General features: G+C 50.0%; 11 protein-coding genes, 3 tRNA genes and 1 rRNA gene. 8 read left to right on the forward strand and 7 right to left on the reverse strand.

Annotated features, from left to right (window positions below; genetic code table 11):
- Nucleotides 1-271 precede the first annotated feature (271 nt).
- From BFO_RS02830 to BFO_RS02845, 4 genes are all read right to left on the reverse strand, one after another.
- Nucleotides 272-345, reverse strand: a tRNA-Ala gene (locus tag BFO_RS02830).
- An 82-nt stretch (nt 346-427) separates the two neighbouring features.
- A tRNA-Ile gene (locus BFO_RS02835) sits at nt 428-501 on the reverse strand.
- Nucleotides 502-721: 220 nt separating this feature from the next.
- Nucleotides 722-2,246 (reverse strand): 16S ribosomal RNA (locus BFO_RS02840).
- A gap of 870 nt (nt 2,247-3,116) precedes the next feature.
- On the reverse strand, nt 3,117-4,796 hold the full coding sequence (locus BFO_RS02845) for an AMP-binding protein (RefSeq protein ID WP_041590614.1): 1,680 nt from the start codon (nt 4,794-4,796) through the stop codon (nt 3,117-3,119).
- A gap of 159 nt (nt 4,797-4,955) precedes the next feature.
- Between BFO_RS02845 and mtaB the strand changes: the two genes are divergently transcribed.
- The 3 genes from mtaB to BFO_RS02860 all read left to right on the forward strand — a co-directional run bounded on the left by mtaB (nt 4,956) and on the right by BFO_RS02860 (nt 8,417).
- On the forward strand, nt 4,956-6,269 hold the full coding sequence (mtaB, locus tag BFO_RS02850) for a tRNA (N(6)-L-threonylcarbamoyladenosine(37)-C(2))-methylthiotransferase MtaB (RefSeq protein WP_014224086.1): 1,314 nt from the start codon (nt 4,956-4,958) through the stop codon (nt 6,267-6,269).
- Nucleotides 6,270-6,274: 5 nt separating this feature from the next.
- Nucleotides 6,275-7,171 (forward strand): lysophospholipid acyltransferase family protein, encoded by an 897-nt coding sequence (locus BFO_RS02855; RefSeq protein WP_041590615.1) that lies wholly within the window; start codon nt 6,275-6,277, stop codon nt 7,169-7,171.
- A 205-nt stretch (nt 7,172-7,376) separates the two neighbouring features.
- Nucleotides 7,377-8,417, forward strand: coding sequence for a glycosyltransferase family 2 protein (locus BFO_RS02860; protein ID WP_041590616.1), 1,041 nt, complete (start codon nt 7,377-7,379; stop codon nt 8,415-8,417).
- Nucleotides 8,418-8,626: 209 nt separating this feature from the next.
- On the opposite strand, the gene BFO_RS02865 is transcribed toward BFO_RS02860, so the two are convergent.
- From BFO_RS02865 to BFO_RS02875, 3 genes are all read right to left on the reverse strand, one after another.
- Nucleotides 8,627-8,701, reverse strand: a tRNA-Val gene (locus BFO_RS02865).
- A gap of 1,201 nt (nt 8,702-9,902) precedes the next feature.
- Entirely contained in the window at nt 9,903-11,039 is a 1,137-nt protein-coding gene (locus BFO_RS02870) for a PspC domain-containing protein (RefSeq protein WP_014224091.1), read from the reverse strand.
- Nucleotides 11,040-11,051: 12 nt separating this feature from the next.
- Complete coding sequence (locus BFO_RS02875) at nt 11,052-11,381, reverse strand: PadR family transcriptional regulator (RefSeq protein ID WP_014224092.1); 330 nt, start codon at nt 11,379-11,381, stop codon at nt 11,052-11,054.
- A gap of 274 nt (nt 11,382-11,655) precedes the next feature.
- On the opposite strand from BFO_RS02875, the gene BFO_RS02880 reads away from it, so the two are divergent.
- From BFO_RS02880 to BFO_RS02900, 5 genes are all read left to right on the forward strand, one after another.
- On the forward strand, nt 11,656-12,519 hold the full coding sequence (locus BFO_RS02880; protein ID WP_046472620.1) for a metal ABC transporter permease: 864 nt from the start codon (nt 11,656-11,658) through the stop codon (nt 12,517-12,519).
- Between the two features lie 82 nt (nt 12,520-12,601).
- Complete coding sequence (locus BFO_RS02885; protein WP_014224094.1) at nt 12,602-12,970, forward strand: YraN family protein; 369 nt, start codon at nt 12,602-12,604, stop codon at nt 12,968-12,970.
- A gap of 18 nt (nt 12,971-12,988) precedes the next feature.
- Nucleotides 12,989-13,342, forward strand: coding sequence for an MmcQ/YjbR family DNA-binding protein (locus tag BFO_RS02890; RefSeq protein WP_014224095.1), 354 nt, complete (start codon nt 12,989-12,991; stop codon nt 13,340-13,342).
- Nucleotides 13,332-14,075, forward strand: a complete 744-nt coding sequence (locus BFO_RS02895) for a biotin--[acetyl-CoA-carboxylase] ligase (RefSeq protein WP_014224096.1) — start codon at nt 13,332-13,334, stop codon at nt 14,073-14,075. Before BFO_RS02890 ends, BFO_RS02895 begins: the two co-directional genes overlap by 11 nt.
- A gap of 124 nt (nt 14,076-14,199) precedes the next feature.
- Nucleotides 14,200-17,379: a glycosyl hydrolase gene (locus tag BFO_RS02900; protein WP_014224097.1), complete on the forward strand. Its 3,180-nt coding sequence runs from the start codon at nt 14,200-14,202 to the stop codon at nt 17,377-17,379.
- The last annotated feature ends 19 nt before the right edge of the window (nt 17,380-17,398 follow it).

Consider the following 17,398-nt stretch of genomic DNA (forward strand, 5'->3'; position numbering starts at 1 on the left):
CACAGTTTTCATATACAATTATACAATCTTTACATGATACTGTGGGCTTCTTTATCTTTAGCTCTTTCTACGCTTTTCTTAAAATTCGCTTCAAGTTTCATTCATATGTGCAATTGATCTATTTGCATACATCATTCGACATACGAAATCTTTTCTCTGTTTTGTCCATCATGTCAAAGAACTCTTCTTTTCGCTTTTTTTTGTTTCCGCCTTCTTCGTCGTTCAAGAGAACTCCTCTTTCATAAACGCTTCGGGCAGACTGCGAAACTCGTGGAGAATAACGGATTCGAACCGTTGACCCCCTGCTTGCAAAGCAGGTGCTCTAGCCAGCTGAGCTAATCCCCCGTCTTTTGAGTGGATAATGAATAGTTAACAATTAAAAATGATGCCATTCTTCATTATTCACTTTTCATTGTTCACTTTCCTGTAGTCCCAGGCAGAGTTGAACTGCCGACCTCTACATTATCAGTGTAGCGCTCTAACCAACTGAGCTATAGGACTGTCTCGTCAACTGCCGCCGGGATAAGACGAATCGTCTCTTGCTCTCCAAGTCGAATAAGCAGCCCGTTTCAGGCTTTTTTTTTTCGACAAAGAAACCGAGACATCCCAGCTTCCTTTTTCTCTTTTCCCTTTTTTATAGTAAACATGAAAACAAGAATGCAGTACCCATAAAAGTACCTAAGGAAAAGAATCTTTCAAACAGATTCCAAGACTGCTCCAGAAAGGAGGTGTTCCAGCCGCACCTTCCGGTACGGCTACCTTGTTACGACTTAGCCCCAGTCACCAGTTTTACCCTAGGCCGATCCTCGCGGTTACGGACTTCAGGTACCCCCGGCTCCCATGGCTTGACGGGCGGTGTGTACAAGGCCCGGGAACGTATTCACCGCGCCATGGCTGATGCGCGATTACTAGCGAATCCAGCTTCACGGAGTCGAGTTGCAGACTCCGATCCGAACTGAGACAGGGTTTGGAGATTGGCATCCGGTCGCCCGGTAGCTGCCCTTTGTCCCTGCCATTGTAACACGTGTGTCGCCCCGGATGTAAGGGCCGTGCTGATTTGACGTCATCCCAACCTTCCTCACAGCTTACGCCGGCAGTCCCGCCAGAGTCCTCAGCTTTACCTGTTAGCAACTGACAGTCAGGGTTGCGCTCGTTATGGCACTTAAGCCGACACCTCACGGCACGAGCTGACGACAACCATGCAGCACCTACATAGACGCCCCGAAGGGAAGAAAGCTCTCACTCTCCGTCGTCTACATTTCAATCCCGGGTAAGGTTCCTCGCGTATCATCGAATTAAACCACATGTTCCTCCGCTTGTGCGGGCCCCCGTCAATTCCTTTGAGTTTCACCGTTGCCGGCGTACTCCCCAGGTGGATTACTTAACGCTTTCGCTGTAGAGCTTACACTATATCGCAAACTCCTAGTAATCATCGTTTACTGCGTGGACTACCAGGGTATCTAATCCTGTTTGATACCCACGCTTTCGTGCTTCAGTGTCAGTTATACCTTAGTAAGCTGCCTTCGCAATCGGAGTTCTGCGTGATCTCTATGCATTTCACCGCTACACCACGCATTCCGCCTACTTCATCTATACTCAAGACTACCAGTTTCAACGGCAATTTTATCGTTAAGCGACAAACTTTCACCGCGGACTTAACAGCCCACCTACGCACCCTTTAAACCCAATAAATCCGGATAACGCTCGCATCCTCCGTATTACCGCGGCTGCTGGCACGGAGTTAGCCGATGCTTATTCACAAGGTACATGCAATAAAATACACGTATCTCATTTTATTCCCCTGTAAAAGAAGTTTACAACCCATAGGGCAGTCATCCTTCACGCGACTTGGCTGGTTCAGGCTCTCGCCCATTGACCAATATTCCTCACTGCTGCCTCCCGTAGGAGTCTGGTCCGTGTCTCAGTACCAGTGTGGGGGACCTTCCTCTCAGAACCCCTAACCATCGATGGCTTGGTGAGCCGTTACCTCACCAACTACCTAATGGTACGCATGCCCATCCGCAACCAATAAATCTTTAACAAATAGCCCCATGCGGAACCCCTGTTTTATGAGGTATTAGTCCGACTTTCGCCGGGTTATCCCTCTGTTGCGGGCAGGTTACATACGCGTTACTCACCCGTGCGCCGGTCGCCGACAGGTATTGCTACCCTCGATGCCCCTCGACTTGCATGTGTTAAGCCTATCGCTAGCGTTCATCCTGAGCCAGGATCAAACTCTCCGTTGTTCAAATTGTTTTTTTATCCTATCGCGCTCAGAATCCAAAATATATCCTTTTCCTTTATTTTCGTAAATTGACGGTACTTTTTTTTCTTGTACTACATCTTGTTTTACATGTAAATCTTACAAAGATCGCTTTTTATTTTTGTGTACCCCTCGAACACTTTCAAAGAATAACACTCTTTCTTTTTTTATCCGATTACCGAACCGGTAACGGGCTGCAAAGATAAAAACAAATTTTTATTCGAACCAAATCTTTTCGAATCTTTTTTGAATCTTTTTTCTCAAACCCTCATATCAAACAATATGGAAAATCCGAAAAAAGAAAAACCCAAAAACAAATCCTTTCTTATCACGCTTTGCAGCGGGCTCCCCTCTCGAAAGCGGGTGCAAAAGTACGGAATATCTTCTTTCCCTACAAATATTTTATGACCTTTTTTTGAAGAAAAAGCGCAAATTGTTAAGAAACAACTATTTATAAGTAAACAAAAACTTTACAGCGCTACATTCCTCTGGATATAAAATAATGTATCGCGCACATTAGATAACAAAGCAGATATTCTCTCTTACCCGACTTATAAGAGCGAACTTTATCGTAATATTCGATCTGCCTTTCAACCCAGATTCCGCAATAGAACCAATAAGAATGAATTTAATTCAGGCCTTCAGCCCTTATAAACCTCGCAGAGGCGGTGAGTTGTTGATTTGTTGACATGTTGATTTGTTGGCTGATTACTGAATACTGACCGCTAACGATTATATCGGGCTTGCAGCCCTTTCGGGTAATGGTTATGCGTGTTACACGCCGAATCATGTACCCGGCATGACAATTAACCATTGACAATTCACCATTAATAAATAGGAATACATACCGTTATTATGATTGGGAGCCTGATAAAGTTTGGTAGAGAAAACGCTTGATGCTTTTTTTCGGTGTTTTCTCAAATTCCGTCGGAAAAAGTTCGATTCGGGAGATACGTTCATAAGGAGCCAAAAGCTTATTGACTTCGATCCGATTTTGCTCCATGATAGCCGGAAGATCGCTGTGTTGCACCACCGTAGTGTCGACCGAATCGTAATCAGGATAGACGAGTGCTACAATTTTGCCGTCCTGCTCAAGTACCAGACTCTCCATCACGAAAGGCATATTATTTAGCTTCGACTCCAACTCTTCGGGATAGATATTCTGTCCATTTGAGCTTAATATCATCGTCTTACTTCGTCCTCTGATAAAAATACGCTTTTCCGCATCAATCGTTCCCATATCACCGGTGCGCAACCAGCCATCTTCGGTAAAAGTATTGGCGGTCGCCTCATCGTTTTTAAAGTAACCTAACATGACATTTTCGCCGCGTACTTGTATTTCTCCGACCTCAAGATACGGATCGGGAGAATCAATACGCACCTCCATAATGTCTTTCAGGATATGTCCGCACGAAGTTGGTTCGAAGACCCGATGATTCGAATAGCTGATCAGCGGGCCACACTCCGTCATTCCGTAACCGACGGTTACCGGAAATTTGATTTTGCAAAGGAAATCGGTTACTTCCTGACTCATCGCCGCCCCTCCGACAATGACTTCACAGAATTGTCCTCCGAGCGTATCAGTCAGCCGCTTATTGATCTGCGAATAAATCCGGTTCGCAAGCAACGGAATACTTAGCGCCATCTTCATGGAACGTTTGCTGAGCTGAGGCAAGATGACGTTTTTATATATCTTCTCGAGAATGAGCGGAACGGTAATAATCAGATTCGGCCTTACGTCTTGAAAAGCCTTGAGAAGCACTTTCGGCGAAGGCAATTTGCCAAGTATATGCACGTGAGCGCCGACAGCCATGGGGGTGAGCAGGTTGAACGCACAGCTATACGCGTGAGCCAAAGGAAGAAAACAAAGTTCATCATCTCCCCGAAACATCAGATCGAGCGTTTGGGCGTACGTCACATTCCCCGCCAGATTATTTCCCGTCAGCACGACTCCTTTACTGAAACCCGTCGTTCCGGACGTATAATTAATTTCGATCGGCTGCTCGTTACCCACCTCGAGATATCGAATATCTTCTTTCGTAAAGCCTCCAGGGTATTTTTGGGCCATCAACACATCCACATCTTCATGTCGCAATCGTGAGGACATGCCTTCACGACGCAAGATACAGTGGAAATCGGTCAATGAAAAAGCGACTTGCACATCCGGAATTTTTTCCTCTTCGAGCGTGTCCCAGATGCGGTCGGAGACAAACAGGACGACAGACTCGGAATGATTGATAATATGATGAATATCGTTCGGATTGAAGTCCTGCAAAATTGGGACAATGACGGCGCCGTAAGTAATTGTGGCCATATAAGCAATGCACCAGCGAGCACAATCCTTTCCGACAAGTGCCACTTTATCTCCTTTTTTTACTCCACACTGTTCCAGCACGATATGCAAGCGGGCGACCTCTTCGGCCACATCGCAAAAGAAAAACACCTGATCGGTCCCATAGTCGGATACCGACGGCAAGTCCCAATTCTCGCGAAAGCTTGTTTCGTACAGTTTAATAAAATTCTCCTTAATCATCACGTTCCCATTTATTTTTATCCATGTCTGCAAAGGTAAACAAAATTATGCAGAAACCCATGTGGAGCGAAGCATCTGAAAAGAGCGTTCGGGCGCTTTTGCCGTTCTTGGAAATTCTTCTACCTTTGCGGTTTCATACAGACAGAGTAATAAGGGGAGATGATTGACGAAGCGGTTTTTGAGAACAAGAAAGCGGCCTACTATACGTTAGGTTGCAAGCTCAATTTTGCGGAAACATCGACGATCGGGAAGGAGCTGGCTGCATACGGGATTCGGAAGGTCCGTAACGGGGAGCAGGCCGATATATGCATCATCAATACCTGCTCGGTGACGGAGCTGGCCGATAAGAAATGCCGCCGGTTGATTCGGCAGGTACACAAACAGCACCCCGATGCCTTTGTGGTAGTTACCGGATGTTATGCACAATTGAAGCCCGAAGAAGTATCGCAGATAGGCCATGTGGATATGGTTTTGGGAGCCGAACAGAAGGGCAACGTAGTCCGCCATCTAAACGAATGGACGGAAAAGAAGAAGGTGGTCACGTCAGAGACGAAGAACATCCGCGCGTTTACGCCCTCATGTTCGTCCGGTGACCGCACGCGTCATTTTCTGAAAGTACAGGACGGATGCGACTATTTCTGCTCTTTTTGCACGATTCCGTTTGCGCGCGGACGCAGCCGGAATGGCAAGATCGCCGACCTTGTCGCGCAGGCCGAACAGGTAGCATGCGAAGGCGGGAAAGAGATCGTACTGACCGGAGTAAATATCGGCGATTTCGGGAAGAGCACGAACGAAACTTTTTCCGAGTTGGTTCGCGCACTCGACAAGGTGGAGGGTATTGCACGTTACCGCATTTCGTCTATTGAGCCGAACCTGATTACGGACGAGATCATTGAGTTCGCCGCTGCCAGCAAACGTTTTATGCCTCATTTTCATCTTCCGCTGCAAAGCGGGAGCGACGAAGTGCTGAAGTTGATGCGCCGTCGTTACGACACGGCGCTGTTCCGCCAGCGGGTGGAACGTATCAGGTCATTGATGCCGCATGCCTTTATCGGGGTAGACGTGATCGTAGGGACGCGGGGTGAGACTGATGCTTATTTCCAAGCGTGTCGGGAATTTCTGGAGTCATTACCTGTTTCGCAACTGCACGTATTCAGCTACTCGGAGCGTGCCGGAACGCAGGCGCTGAAAATCACGCCGGTCGTGTCGCCCGAGGTGAAACATGCGCGCAGCAAACAGCTGCTCGATTTATCCGACCGCAAGCTCAGCGAATTCTACGAGGCACATATCGGAACGACGGCCGACGTACTCTTCGAACATACGCGTAAAGGCAACCGCATGTACGGCTTTACGGCAAACTACATCAAAACGGAAGTACCCTACGACGCAAAGCGGGTCAATCGTATCACTCCCGTCAGGTTGGAGAGACAAAACCCGGACGGCACGGCATTAACGGCCACCCTCATCGATTGAACATCATGGGTAACCGACTGCTATATGCATTGCTTTACGTCTGGGTAAAAGCCTGCGCACGGCTCCCGATGGCTGTGTTATATGTGTTTTCCGATGTGCTGTCATTTTTCATTTACCGTGTCGTACGGTATCGGCTGAAGGTCGTGCGGCGCAACCTGCGTCATGCCTTCCCCAACAAAACGGAACGGGAGCGGCAGGAGTTGGAACGACGGTTTTACCGGCATTTCGCCGACTACATCGTCGAGACGATCAAGCTCGCAGGTATCTCGCATGAGGAACTGCTCCGTCGATCGCACCTGCTCAATCCCGAATCAGTCCGGCCGCTTCGGGCACAAGGTCATACGAGCCTGATCCTTATGATGGGGCATTACGGCAACTGGGAATGGTTCACCGGATTCCCGTCGTGCTTCGACGGCGGCCTGAAGGTCTATCAAATATATCGTCCGCTCAATAACAAGGCATTCGATAAACTGTTCATTTTTCTGCGCACACGCTTCGGGGCTATCGGCCTCAGGAAGAAAGACGTGATACGCGAAATAGTCCGCCTCACCCGCGAGAAACAGCCGAGCCTCTTCGTCTTTATTGCCGATCAGACCCCCAGTCGTGCCAATCTGCATTACTGGACGACGTTTCTGAATCAGGAGTCAGCCATGCTGACGGGTCCGGAGCGTCTGGCCGTCAAACTGAATGCTCCGGTGATCTATGCCGACGTCAGGCAGGAGAAGCGCGGGCATTACACGGTCGATTTTCAGTTGATCACCGACCGGCCGAGAGAAATGCCGGAAAATCGGATCACCGAAGACTATACGCGCCGCATGGAGCAGACCATCCTGCGTGATCCGGCGAACTGGCTCTGGACACACAAGCGATGGAAATATAAGAGAGTGAAAAACGGAGAGTGAAAAGTGAAAAACGAAGAGTGAAAAGTGAAGAGTGAGAAATAAAACCCTTCGGGCGTTGAGTTGTTGGGTTGTTGAATTGTTGAGTTGTTGAATTGTTGAATTGTTGAGTTGTTGAGTTGTTGAATTGAACGTTAGACAAAAAAACAACTGTCAACTTTTCTCAGGACAGGACACTGAAAACTGAATGCTGAAAACTGAATACTGAATAATGAAAGTAGCAGTCATTATATTAAACTGGAACGGAAAAAAACTGATGGAGAAGTTCTTGCCGTCGCTACTGAAACATACGCCGTGCGAAACGGCCGAAATTATCGTTGCAGACAACTGTTCCACAGACGGTTCGGTAAAGATGCTCCAAGAGCGGTTTCCGTCTGTGCGGGTGATTGTCTTAGACCGGAACTACGGCTTTGCCGAAGGGTATAACCGTGCGATCGAGCAGGTAGATTCAGACTATACGGTACTGCTCAACAGCGATGTGGAAGTTACACCTCACTGGTTGGACGCACCGCTCGATGCGATGGATAGAGACACCCGGATCGCCGGTGTGCAACCCAAAATTCTCTCGGAACGCAACCGATCATTCTTCGAATACGCCGGAGCCTCCGGCGGATGGATAGACCGCTACGGGTATCCGTTCTGCCGCGGACGCGTATTGGGGGTCGTAGAAGAAGACCAAGGACAGTATGACACGACAGCCGATGTGTTTTGGGCCAGCGGTGCCTGTCTCTTCGTCCGTACGGACGTCTACAAGAAAGAAGGCGGGTTAGACAGCCGTTTTTTTGCTCATCAGGAAGAAATCGACCTGTGCTGGCGATTGCGCTCACGCGGATACCGGCTGTTATGCACCCCCCGGTCGGTTGTTTATCACGTAGGCGGAGGTACGCTGCATGTAGAGAGTCCGCACAAAACGTTCCTGAACTTCCGCAACAACCTGCTGATGATTTATAAGAACCTCCCCGATCAAGACCTGCGGCGGGTCATGCGTTGGCGATTCATGCTCGACTATCTGGCAGCCATCAGGTTCGTCCTTACCGGTCACCCGAAGAATGCATGGGCCATCGTCCGTGCGCGAAACGTATTCGGACAGTGGAAACATGAATACGCAGCCATCCGAAAAGAGAATCTGGAAAAAACACATGCCTACCCCGTCCCTGAAATGATGAAACAGTCGCTTCTGCTAAATTTTTACCTGAGAGGAATGAAAAAATTTTCCGACCTGATGCAGCCCCCCTCTTCCAAGTTCTAACTTTCTTCAAGCATCCTCTTATATCAAACGATAAAAAGGTGACAGGAACTTCGGGACTACTTTTATTAAACGACAAAGACAGCACCGAGACCGAGTATGATGCGTATGATTCGGGCACAAAAAAGCCCGCGAATCATCATCGATCGGCAGGCGTAATTTACTTTTATGGGTAATCCCATGAAAACACTTATGCTTGTATTTTTTCTTCGTGGGCGCTGAGGGATTCGAACCCCCGACCCTCTGCTTGTAAGGCAGATGCTCTGAACCAGCTGAGCTAAGCGCCCGAATAAACCGTGAAAAAAGTTTTGTCTTCCTCTGAAAGACGCTGCAAAGATAGATGATTTTTTATTCCCCACAAACTTTTTGAAAAAAAACTTTTCGGATAGGAGAAAAAAGTAGTCAGAGTAGTTAAGGTAGCAAAGAATGACGGATTAGGAATGCCCTCGGCGTTCGTCCTTGGGCCTCGGGCGGTGAGCCGACGGAGCAGCGAGCGGGGCGAAAGAAAATCAGGCTGTCCGAAGCGAAGCGAGTTACCTGATTTTCCGACCTGCAAGCGTCGCGAAGGCGTGTGAAGCGCACGAAGCCTTGACCTTTGGGTTACTTTTGGGTCAAGCCAAAAGTAACGGAAAAGAGATTCATCGCTTCGCTCTGAATGATAAATTAATGGTTAATGGTTATGCCGGGTTATCCGAATGCAAATTTCGCAAATGTCGCGAATCAACACAAATAACTGTGTTTGTCATTCCGAACACAGTGAGGAATCTCGCGAGGGAAAAGGAAAAGAGATTCATCGCTCCGCTCTGAATGACAAATTAGTTGTTAATGGTTATGCGTGGTACACGGTATCCGAACGCAGAGGAACATCCCCCTTTTTCCCCCTTCAAAGGGGGGAAGAGCGAAGCAAAGGGGGATGTTATTCCTTCAAAAGGGGGAATTTGCAGGGCTGAATGCTGACTGCCGAATAACTATTGACCATTGACAATGAATTTACGCTGACTGCTAACTGTCTGATAATATATTCCAAAAGTATTTGCAAGGTCATCGGTGAGTAGTTCCGAGCTTGTCGGCGAGTAGTTCGGAAATACTTAACGGGTAGTTCGAAACTTGTCGGCAGGTAGTTCCATTGCTACCCGACGGGTAGCTCCTAACGTATCGAAATACCCCTCCGAACCACCCGAAATCAGGTTCCGAACCGGTCATAATCTATTTCCGAACAGTATTAAATACCCCTCGGAACATACCTGAAATGCCGACAACCTTCATTTTACGACTTTCCTCCCGCCCTCTCTTCATTTCCGGCCATTCCATAAACCCACACAGGCGCCCCGCCGAAACGGAACGCCTGTGGGAAGAGATCGTAAGATCGGGAAAATTAGCATCACTTTTCTTCTCTTTTTTTCGGCAACGGTTGGGTTGCCGTATGCGGTCTATGATCTTACGTCTTTTGCGAAATTTAAGTTATTTTACAAGCGACTTCTTCTGCCATCATGCCTTTCCGACCCATGACGAAAGGGCCGGGAGCGTCTGACTGATTGTCTCGAAATAGAATCCGCTGTGTTCTTTCACGGCCCAAACGCCGACCGCGCAAACGCCTACCAACGAGGCGAGCCAGACGAGAAGCAGAATCCATTTCACGGCTCCGGCCATCGGTCCTAAGTTCAACGATCGTCTGAAAAGCCGGTACAACAACGCCATCAAAGGAATCCCGAGCAGTAAGATTCCGGAGATGCTTCCCCATACGGCCATATAGTTGGGCATCTCGGATACGAAGTACATATCCGAATCGATCCACGGCAAGTAGCTGAATACGGCGCTCCACCCTCCGACAATCAGTGCGAAGACAACGATCAGCAGAATAAACAACACAAAGATACACACGGGTATCAGCAGGATACCCAACAGCACGGCTCCTACTTTGAGCACGGCGGCAAAGAACGAGACGATAAAATCGGCGATCTTCTGCAACGGTGTGCGCGGCGCGTTTGTACGGATATAAGCCCGCATATCGTCCGATACTTTCTCGAACCCGTCCGTCACCGTCCGCCCGATATTTTCGAGATTGACCGGTTCGCCACGCATCACGAGCCGGTCGGTAGCCGTTCGCGCAAGCGGCAGTACGAGCCACAGTACGATGTATATGATCGTGACGGGAACCGTCATCGACACAATCAGGAGCAAGATCATGACCAGTCGCAGCAACGTCGTATCGAGTCCGAAGTAAGCGGCCAGTCCGCTGGCTACTCCTCCGAGCATCTTATCGTCCGGGTCTCGCATCAGTCGCTTGCGGAACTTCCTGTCGGAAGCGCCACTTGTCGTTTCCGTAGCGGCAGAAAATTCGCTTCCGGCATTTTTTTCTTCTCCGGCAAACAATTCTTCGGGCTTACCCATGCGCTGAATCACCTCTTCCACATGTTCTATCGTGATCACGCTAAAGCCAAGGCGTATCCGCTCGTTGAGCAATTCGGAAATACGCGCTTCGAAATCACTCATAATCTCGTCCGAGCCTTCTTCACGGCTGAAATGAATGCGCAGATTGGACAGATAGTTCTCCAATAATTGATATGCATCCTCGTCGATATGAAAGACGGTTCCGTTTAAATTTACGGTGAATGTTTTTTTCATTGTCTTATTATTTTATTCGTTATTTCTAATATGATTAATCGTATCGTTCAGCTCTTGCCACGAAAGCTCCAGTTCCTTCAGAAACGCTTCTCCCGCTTCCGTCAACCGGTAATATTTCCGGGGCGGTCCCTGCGTCGACTCGATCCATTGGTAACTTAACAGCCCGCTGTTTTTCAAACGCGTAAGCAATGGATACAATGTACCTTCCACAACAATCAACCGTGCTTCTTTCAACTTCTGAATCAGATCCGAAGTGTACGACGGCTCCTTTTTTAAGAGCAGGAGGATACAATATTCCAAGATCCCCTTCCTCATCTGCGATTTTACATTTTCTGCATTCATACTGTTCTATGTTTTGGTACAAAAGTATGCATTGCAAATAACCTATGCAATACATAATACCGTGTTTAAACTTATTTAACGCGACGTAAATTGTCATATCCCTCCTTTTTTACATTTATATCGCTCGAATTTACGGCCCGTGGCCGTGTGCCGTTTCAATTCTTTTATTTATCTTCGTCCGCTATTTCGGAGAACCGGAATAACAACGGACAAAGCATCTTACAAAGCGTATGTCCGAAACCGTCGAAAAAAAAGAAAAAGAAAGGATTGTCTGATGGAAATCTTGCGTTATACGTTTTTTCAGAATGCCCTCTGGGGCGGTTTGTTTACGGCCATTGCCTGCGGTATCGTGGGGACATACGTCGTTTCGCGCCGGCTGGTATTTATCAGCGGAGGCGTCACGCACGCCTCGTTCGGCGGACTGGGGTTAGGCTTTTACTTGGGGGTTAACCCGTTTCTGACGGCACTCGGATTTGCCGTGCTGTCGGCTTTCGGTGTCGAATGGATGAGTCGTTCACGGCGGGTGCGCGAAGATTCGGCCATCGCCGCCATCTGGTCGTTAGGCATGGCTATCGGCGCGATCTTTATCGTGCTGACTCCCGGTTACGCCCCTAACCTCTCCTCCTATCTGTTCGGTAATATCCTGACCATCTCGCGTACCGATATTTACTGGACCGGCGGATTCGCAGCGGCCCTAAGCCTGTTTTTTACCTTATACTACCGGGCAGTCCTGTATTCGGCCTTCGATCGCGACTTTGCCCGGACGCAGGGGCTTCCGGTCAAAGCCATCGAATACGTGATGACACTTTTTATTTCCGTGACCATCGTACTGTCCATCCGGCTCGTAGGCATTATGCTACTGATGAGCTTGCTCACCGTCCCGCAGATGACGGTCAATCTCTTCACCTCCGACTTTCGCAAAATCATCTTCGGAAGCATCGGCTTAGGCTTTGCTTCGTGCGTCACCGGACTGTATCTCTCCTACATCCTCCAGATACCTTCCGGCGCATTTATCATCGTCGTACTGATTGCGTGTTTTTTAGCGGCGAAACTTTTTCACCTCATTGTACGTAAAATATCCTCCGCGTCCGCGACATGTCCGGCTTCTACTCCAACGCCTGCCGATCGTTCGCGCTAAGACCCGGAAATGCCAAAAGCTCAACTTGCCGGAATTGAAAATTATCCCGTACATTTGTCCTGAAAAAGCGAGAAAAAGAAGCATGGCCGAGAAAAACGAAACGGGAAAGACGGGCGAACACATCGCACGCTCCTATCTGGAGCGGCATGGCCTGACGGTTTTGCATACCAACTGGCGATTTCATCGATACGAACTCGATCTTATCGCCCGTACACAGACGGAGCTGGTCGTGGTCGAGGTCAAGACCCGTTCGAAAGGCTACCTGCTCTCGCCCGAAGAAGCCGTCGACATGAAAAAAATCCGTCGGATCGTCGCAGCAGCCGACGCCTACGTGCGACACTTTCAAATTACTCTGCCCGTTCGTTTCGACATTGTTTGTCTGATCAAAAACGGCCATCGCTACGAGGTGGAACATATCGAAGACGCGTTCTACGCTCCCCTGAAACGCTAACCCATTTTCCGAAACGCAATGAATATAGAAGAAGTACGCGACTATTGCCTGACCCTGAAGCATACGACGGAGTCGCTCCCGTTTGATGAGGTGACGCTCGTCTTCAAGGTCGAGAACAAGATGTATCTGCTGATAGCGCTGGATGCGGCAGAGCCGCATATCGCCGTCAAGTGCGACCCCGAGCAGGCCGAAGAGCTGCGGGCACATTATACGGCCGTCGAACCGGCCTATCATCTTCATAAGAAATATTGGAACGGCATCTATCTGGAACGGGATATGCCCGACGACGAAATCCGCCGCTGGATACGTCACTCCTACGAGGAGGTGCTCCGAAAACTGCCTAAACGAATCCGCGAAACGTATGGTCTCTGAAACACCTGCCATCATCCGTCTGCGGGAAACGCACTCGACGAACCGGTATTTGCAGGAACAATTGCAAACGGGACATATACCGGCCGATGAGACGATCGTGGTCACGGATTTCCAGACAGCTGGCCGCGGACAGACCGGCAACACGTGGGAGTCGGAAGCCGGACAAAATCTTACGTTCAGCCTGCTCTATCATCCGGCATCGCTGCCGGCGAACGAATCGTTCCGGATCGCACAGATCGCCGCGCTGAGCGTAAAACGTACACTCGAGCGTTATGTTCGGGACATAACCGTCAAATGGCCGAACGATGTGTACCGGAAAGAGCAAAAAATCTGCGGTATCCTGATCGAGAACTTTCTTTTCGGTAAGTTTATCGCTCATTCCATTCTCGGCATCGGCCTCAACATCAACCAACAGATTTTTCACAGCGATGCCCCCAACCCGGTTTCACTCTCGCAAATCACCGGGAAGACCTACGATCGAATGGCGATACTCGAAGCATGGCATACGGAATTCCGGAGGTTGCGCCGACTGCTCGAAACGGGAGATGCCGCAGCCCTTCATGTCGAATATCTCCGTTCGCTCTATCGGCGCGACGGCTTTCATCGCTACCGGGATGCTTGCGGAGCCTTCGAAGCACGGATCGTCGATATCGAGCCGGACGGACACTACGTGCTCGAACGGCGTGACGGATCATTCTCCCGCTATGCCTTCAAAGAGGTGAGCTTCATCTGAAAACAACCGAATTACCTTCTGTCATATTATAGCAGCGTTCTTTCCATGCAAAATTTCGAGACGTACTCTCCACAGAATCTCCGGCTTTTTCGCTAATTTTGCTCGCATGAAAAGCAGAGACAGCATGAAAAGCATGGCTTGTTACAGGAGATCGCTCCTCCGGGCGCTCTTCTTCTCCCGGGTGATCGGTCTGATCATCGGGGTAGCCCTGTGTTTTTGCTGTATCACCTGCAAACAAAAGGAGGCGGCCGCTCCCGCGCCGACGGAACCGGCGCAGGTAAGGCTCGGCGGCGAAAAGCGCACGAACGACGTCACCCGATTCAACGACAGCGACGACCTCGAAAGCGATTTTCTTAATCCGCCCGCCTATGCACAGCCGCGCATCTGCTGGAGATGGCTCGAAGGAAACATCTCGAAAGAAGGTATCCGGAATGACTTGACGGAGATGAAGAAAGTCGGTATCCGCGGTGCGGTCATCTACGATACCGATTCATCATCGTATGATCAGGTAGAACGTACCAAGCCGGGACCCGGCTTTATGAGTCAGGCATGGCGTGACCTGTTCCGGTACGCCTGCGAGGTAGCAGACAGCCTCGATATGGAAATCAGCCTGAACCTCGGCAGCCGATGGCATAACGGAGGACCATGGATCACCCCGGAACTGTCGTCGAAAAAATTAGTCTGGAGTCAGATCGATATAGACGGAGGCAGACGCATCCAAACGAAGCTGAATCTTCCGGAGGGTCTGCTCACACGCCCCGGCTCGGACGAACTCTACTATGTACCGGTGGCGGTACTGGCCGTCCGCCTCGACGAGGATAACATGTACACCGCTCCACTCGAACGTTTTAAGATCAAGGCCCTGCACACCATTCACGATATTCCCGAAATCAGCGGGCTGGGCTATCACTGGGAGGCCTTTATAAAAGAAGAAGAGTCTTACGATGACGATTTCAACACGCGCCTGAGCGATATTTACGACATCAGCTACAAGACGGATGCGGAAGGCAATCTCTCGTGGGAGGCGCCCGAAGGACGTTTTCGTATCTTCCGCTTTGTTTATACCGGAACGGGGCTTCAGGTTTCGTCGTCCGGCACAGAAGGGTTAACCGTGGATTTTATGAGCGCCGAAGCGATGGACGTCCACTTCGACCATAGCGCAACGGTTTTGCTCAAAGACATGCAGGGCAAACATTGCGACAGTTGGAAATACCTTCAGGACAACTGTTGGGAACCGGACGCCGCAAACTGGACGGAGTCGCTACCCCGGGAATTCAAGAAAACCAACGGCTACGACATCACCAAATACTTGCCCGTCATCACCGGACTGATTGTCGAAAACCGCGACGTGTCCAATCGTTTTCTGTACGACTTCCGGCGTACCATCAGCGATCTGATCTGCAAGAATCACTACGGACGTTTCAAGGCGCTGGCGCGTCAATATCGTCTGAGCATCCATCCCGAAAGCGGAGGGCCTCATCCGGCACCGATCGACGCCCTGCAAAACCTCGGTCAAAACGATGTCCCGATGGGGGAATTCTGGCTTCGCGCGACGACTCATCGCATCCGGCCCGAAGAGCGTTTTTTTATCAAGCAGGCCGCTTCGGCCGCCCATATCTACAACCGCCGGTTCGTTGCGGCTCAAGGCCCGATGAGCATCGGCCCGATGTGGGAAGAAGATTTCCGTTACATGAAACCGGCGCTCGACCGTGCGTACTGCGAAGGTATGAACCGCGTCATGCTTCATTGTTTTACGCACTCACCCGCGTCGGCGGGAAAGCCCGGCAACGCTTACTTCACCGGCACCTGCTTCAATACGAACGTGACGTGGTGGAAGCAGTCGAAAGCTTTTCTGACATGGACTGCCCGTAACTCGATGATGCTCGCGCAAGGCAAACCCGTCAGCGATGTCTGCATTTATTATGGCGACAACACCCCGAATCAGGCTTATCTCAAACACCTCATCCCCGGACTGGGCGAAGGCTACGACTACGATATCACCAACACCGAAGTCATCCTGAACCGCATGAGCGTGCGAAACGGACGGATTGTCTTACCCGACGGGGTGAGTTATCAGGTACTTATGCTACCCGACCGCAAAGGGATCAAAGCCGAAGTGCTCACGAAGATCAAGGAGTTAGTAAGAGCCGGTGCGACTGTCGTCGGGCCGAAGCCGCGAACATCCGTCGGTTTGCGTAACTATCCGGCTGTCGTAAAGCAGATACAGGAGGATGCAGATTCGGTATGGGGCAAATCGTTCACCGGACGGCATCACTTCGGAAAAGGACGGGTGATCTGGGGCAAACCCTTGCGTACCGTTCTGCAGGAGGCAGGCGTCGCTCCCGATCTGGAATATAAAAGCCGGCGTTACGGAACGTACATTGATTACATCCATCGCACAAGGCAGGACGCGGAGATTTACTACGTGGTCAACCGTAGAGAGCAGCCCGAATGGGTAACCCTCACCTTCCGGGTGAAGAAAATGCAGCCCGAAGTATGGGATCCTGTCGATGGGTCTCATACGACGCAACGCATCTTTACCGTCGAGAAAGACAGCCGCATCACCCTGCCCGTATTTCTCGAACCGTACGGCTCACGGTTCGTCGTGTTTCGCAAACCGGTAACGGGCACTTATTTTACCGAACTTTCACGCAATGGCGTCTCACTCTTTCCCCGTCTGCCGGCACATACGTTCTCCAGCGCTCCGGTCGTCACCCTGCCGGACGGTTCGTTCTATTTCCTGTCGGGCAAAAAGTACGAGTTGAAGAAGCATACGGGACGAAAAATCACGCTCTACAACTACGAAACGGAGACGATGGTGATCCGTACTCCGTGGAACGTATCCTTCGATCCGGCTTGGGGAGGTCCTGAAAAGACGACGTTCGAACGACTGATCTCATGGGCGCATCATCCCGACAAAGGCATCCGTTACTACTCCGGCGCCGCCGTGTATGAGAATCGTTTTACACTGACGCCGCAACAGCGAAGAAGAAACCGGGTGATCCTTACGCTCGGCGAAGTATATCATGTTGCCGAAGTGACGATCAACGGTCGCTCTGCCGGCATCTGGTGGAATGCTCCTTTCGAGAAAGACGTGAGCGAATTTGTTAAAAGCGGTGTGAATACCCTCGAGGTGAAGGTTGTCAACCTTTGGCCCAATCGCCTGATCGGCGATCTTCAGTTGCCCGAAGAGGAACGGTTTACCCGCACGAACGTCCGCAAGTTCACGAAAGACGCTCCGTTGCTTCCTTCCGGACTGCTCGGCCCGGTCGGATTGACCTTTCGACCCGTTAAAAAGCCATAAGGTCCGGCTTTCCACACCA

The sequence above is a fragment of the Tannerella forsythia 92A2 genome (genome assembly GCF_000238215.1).
In the GTDB taxonomy this organism is placed as follows: Bacteria; Bacteroidota; Bacteroidia; order Bacteroidales; family Tannerellaceae; genus Tannerella; species Tannerella forsythia.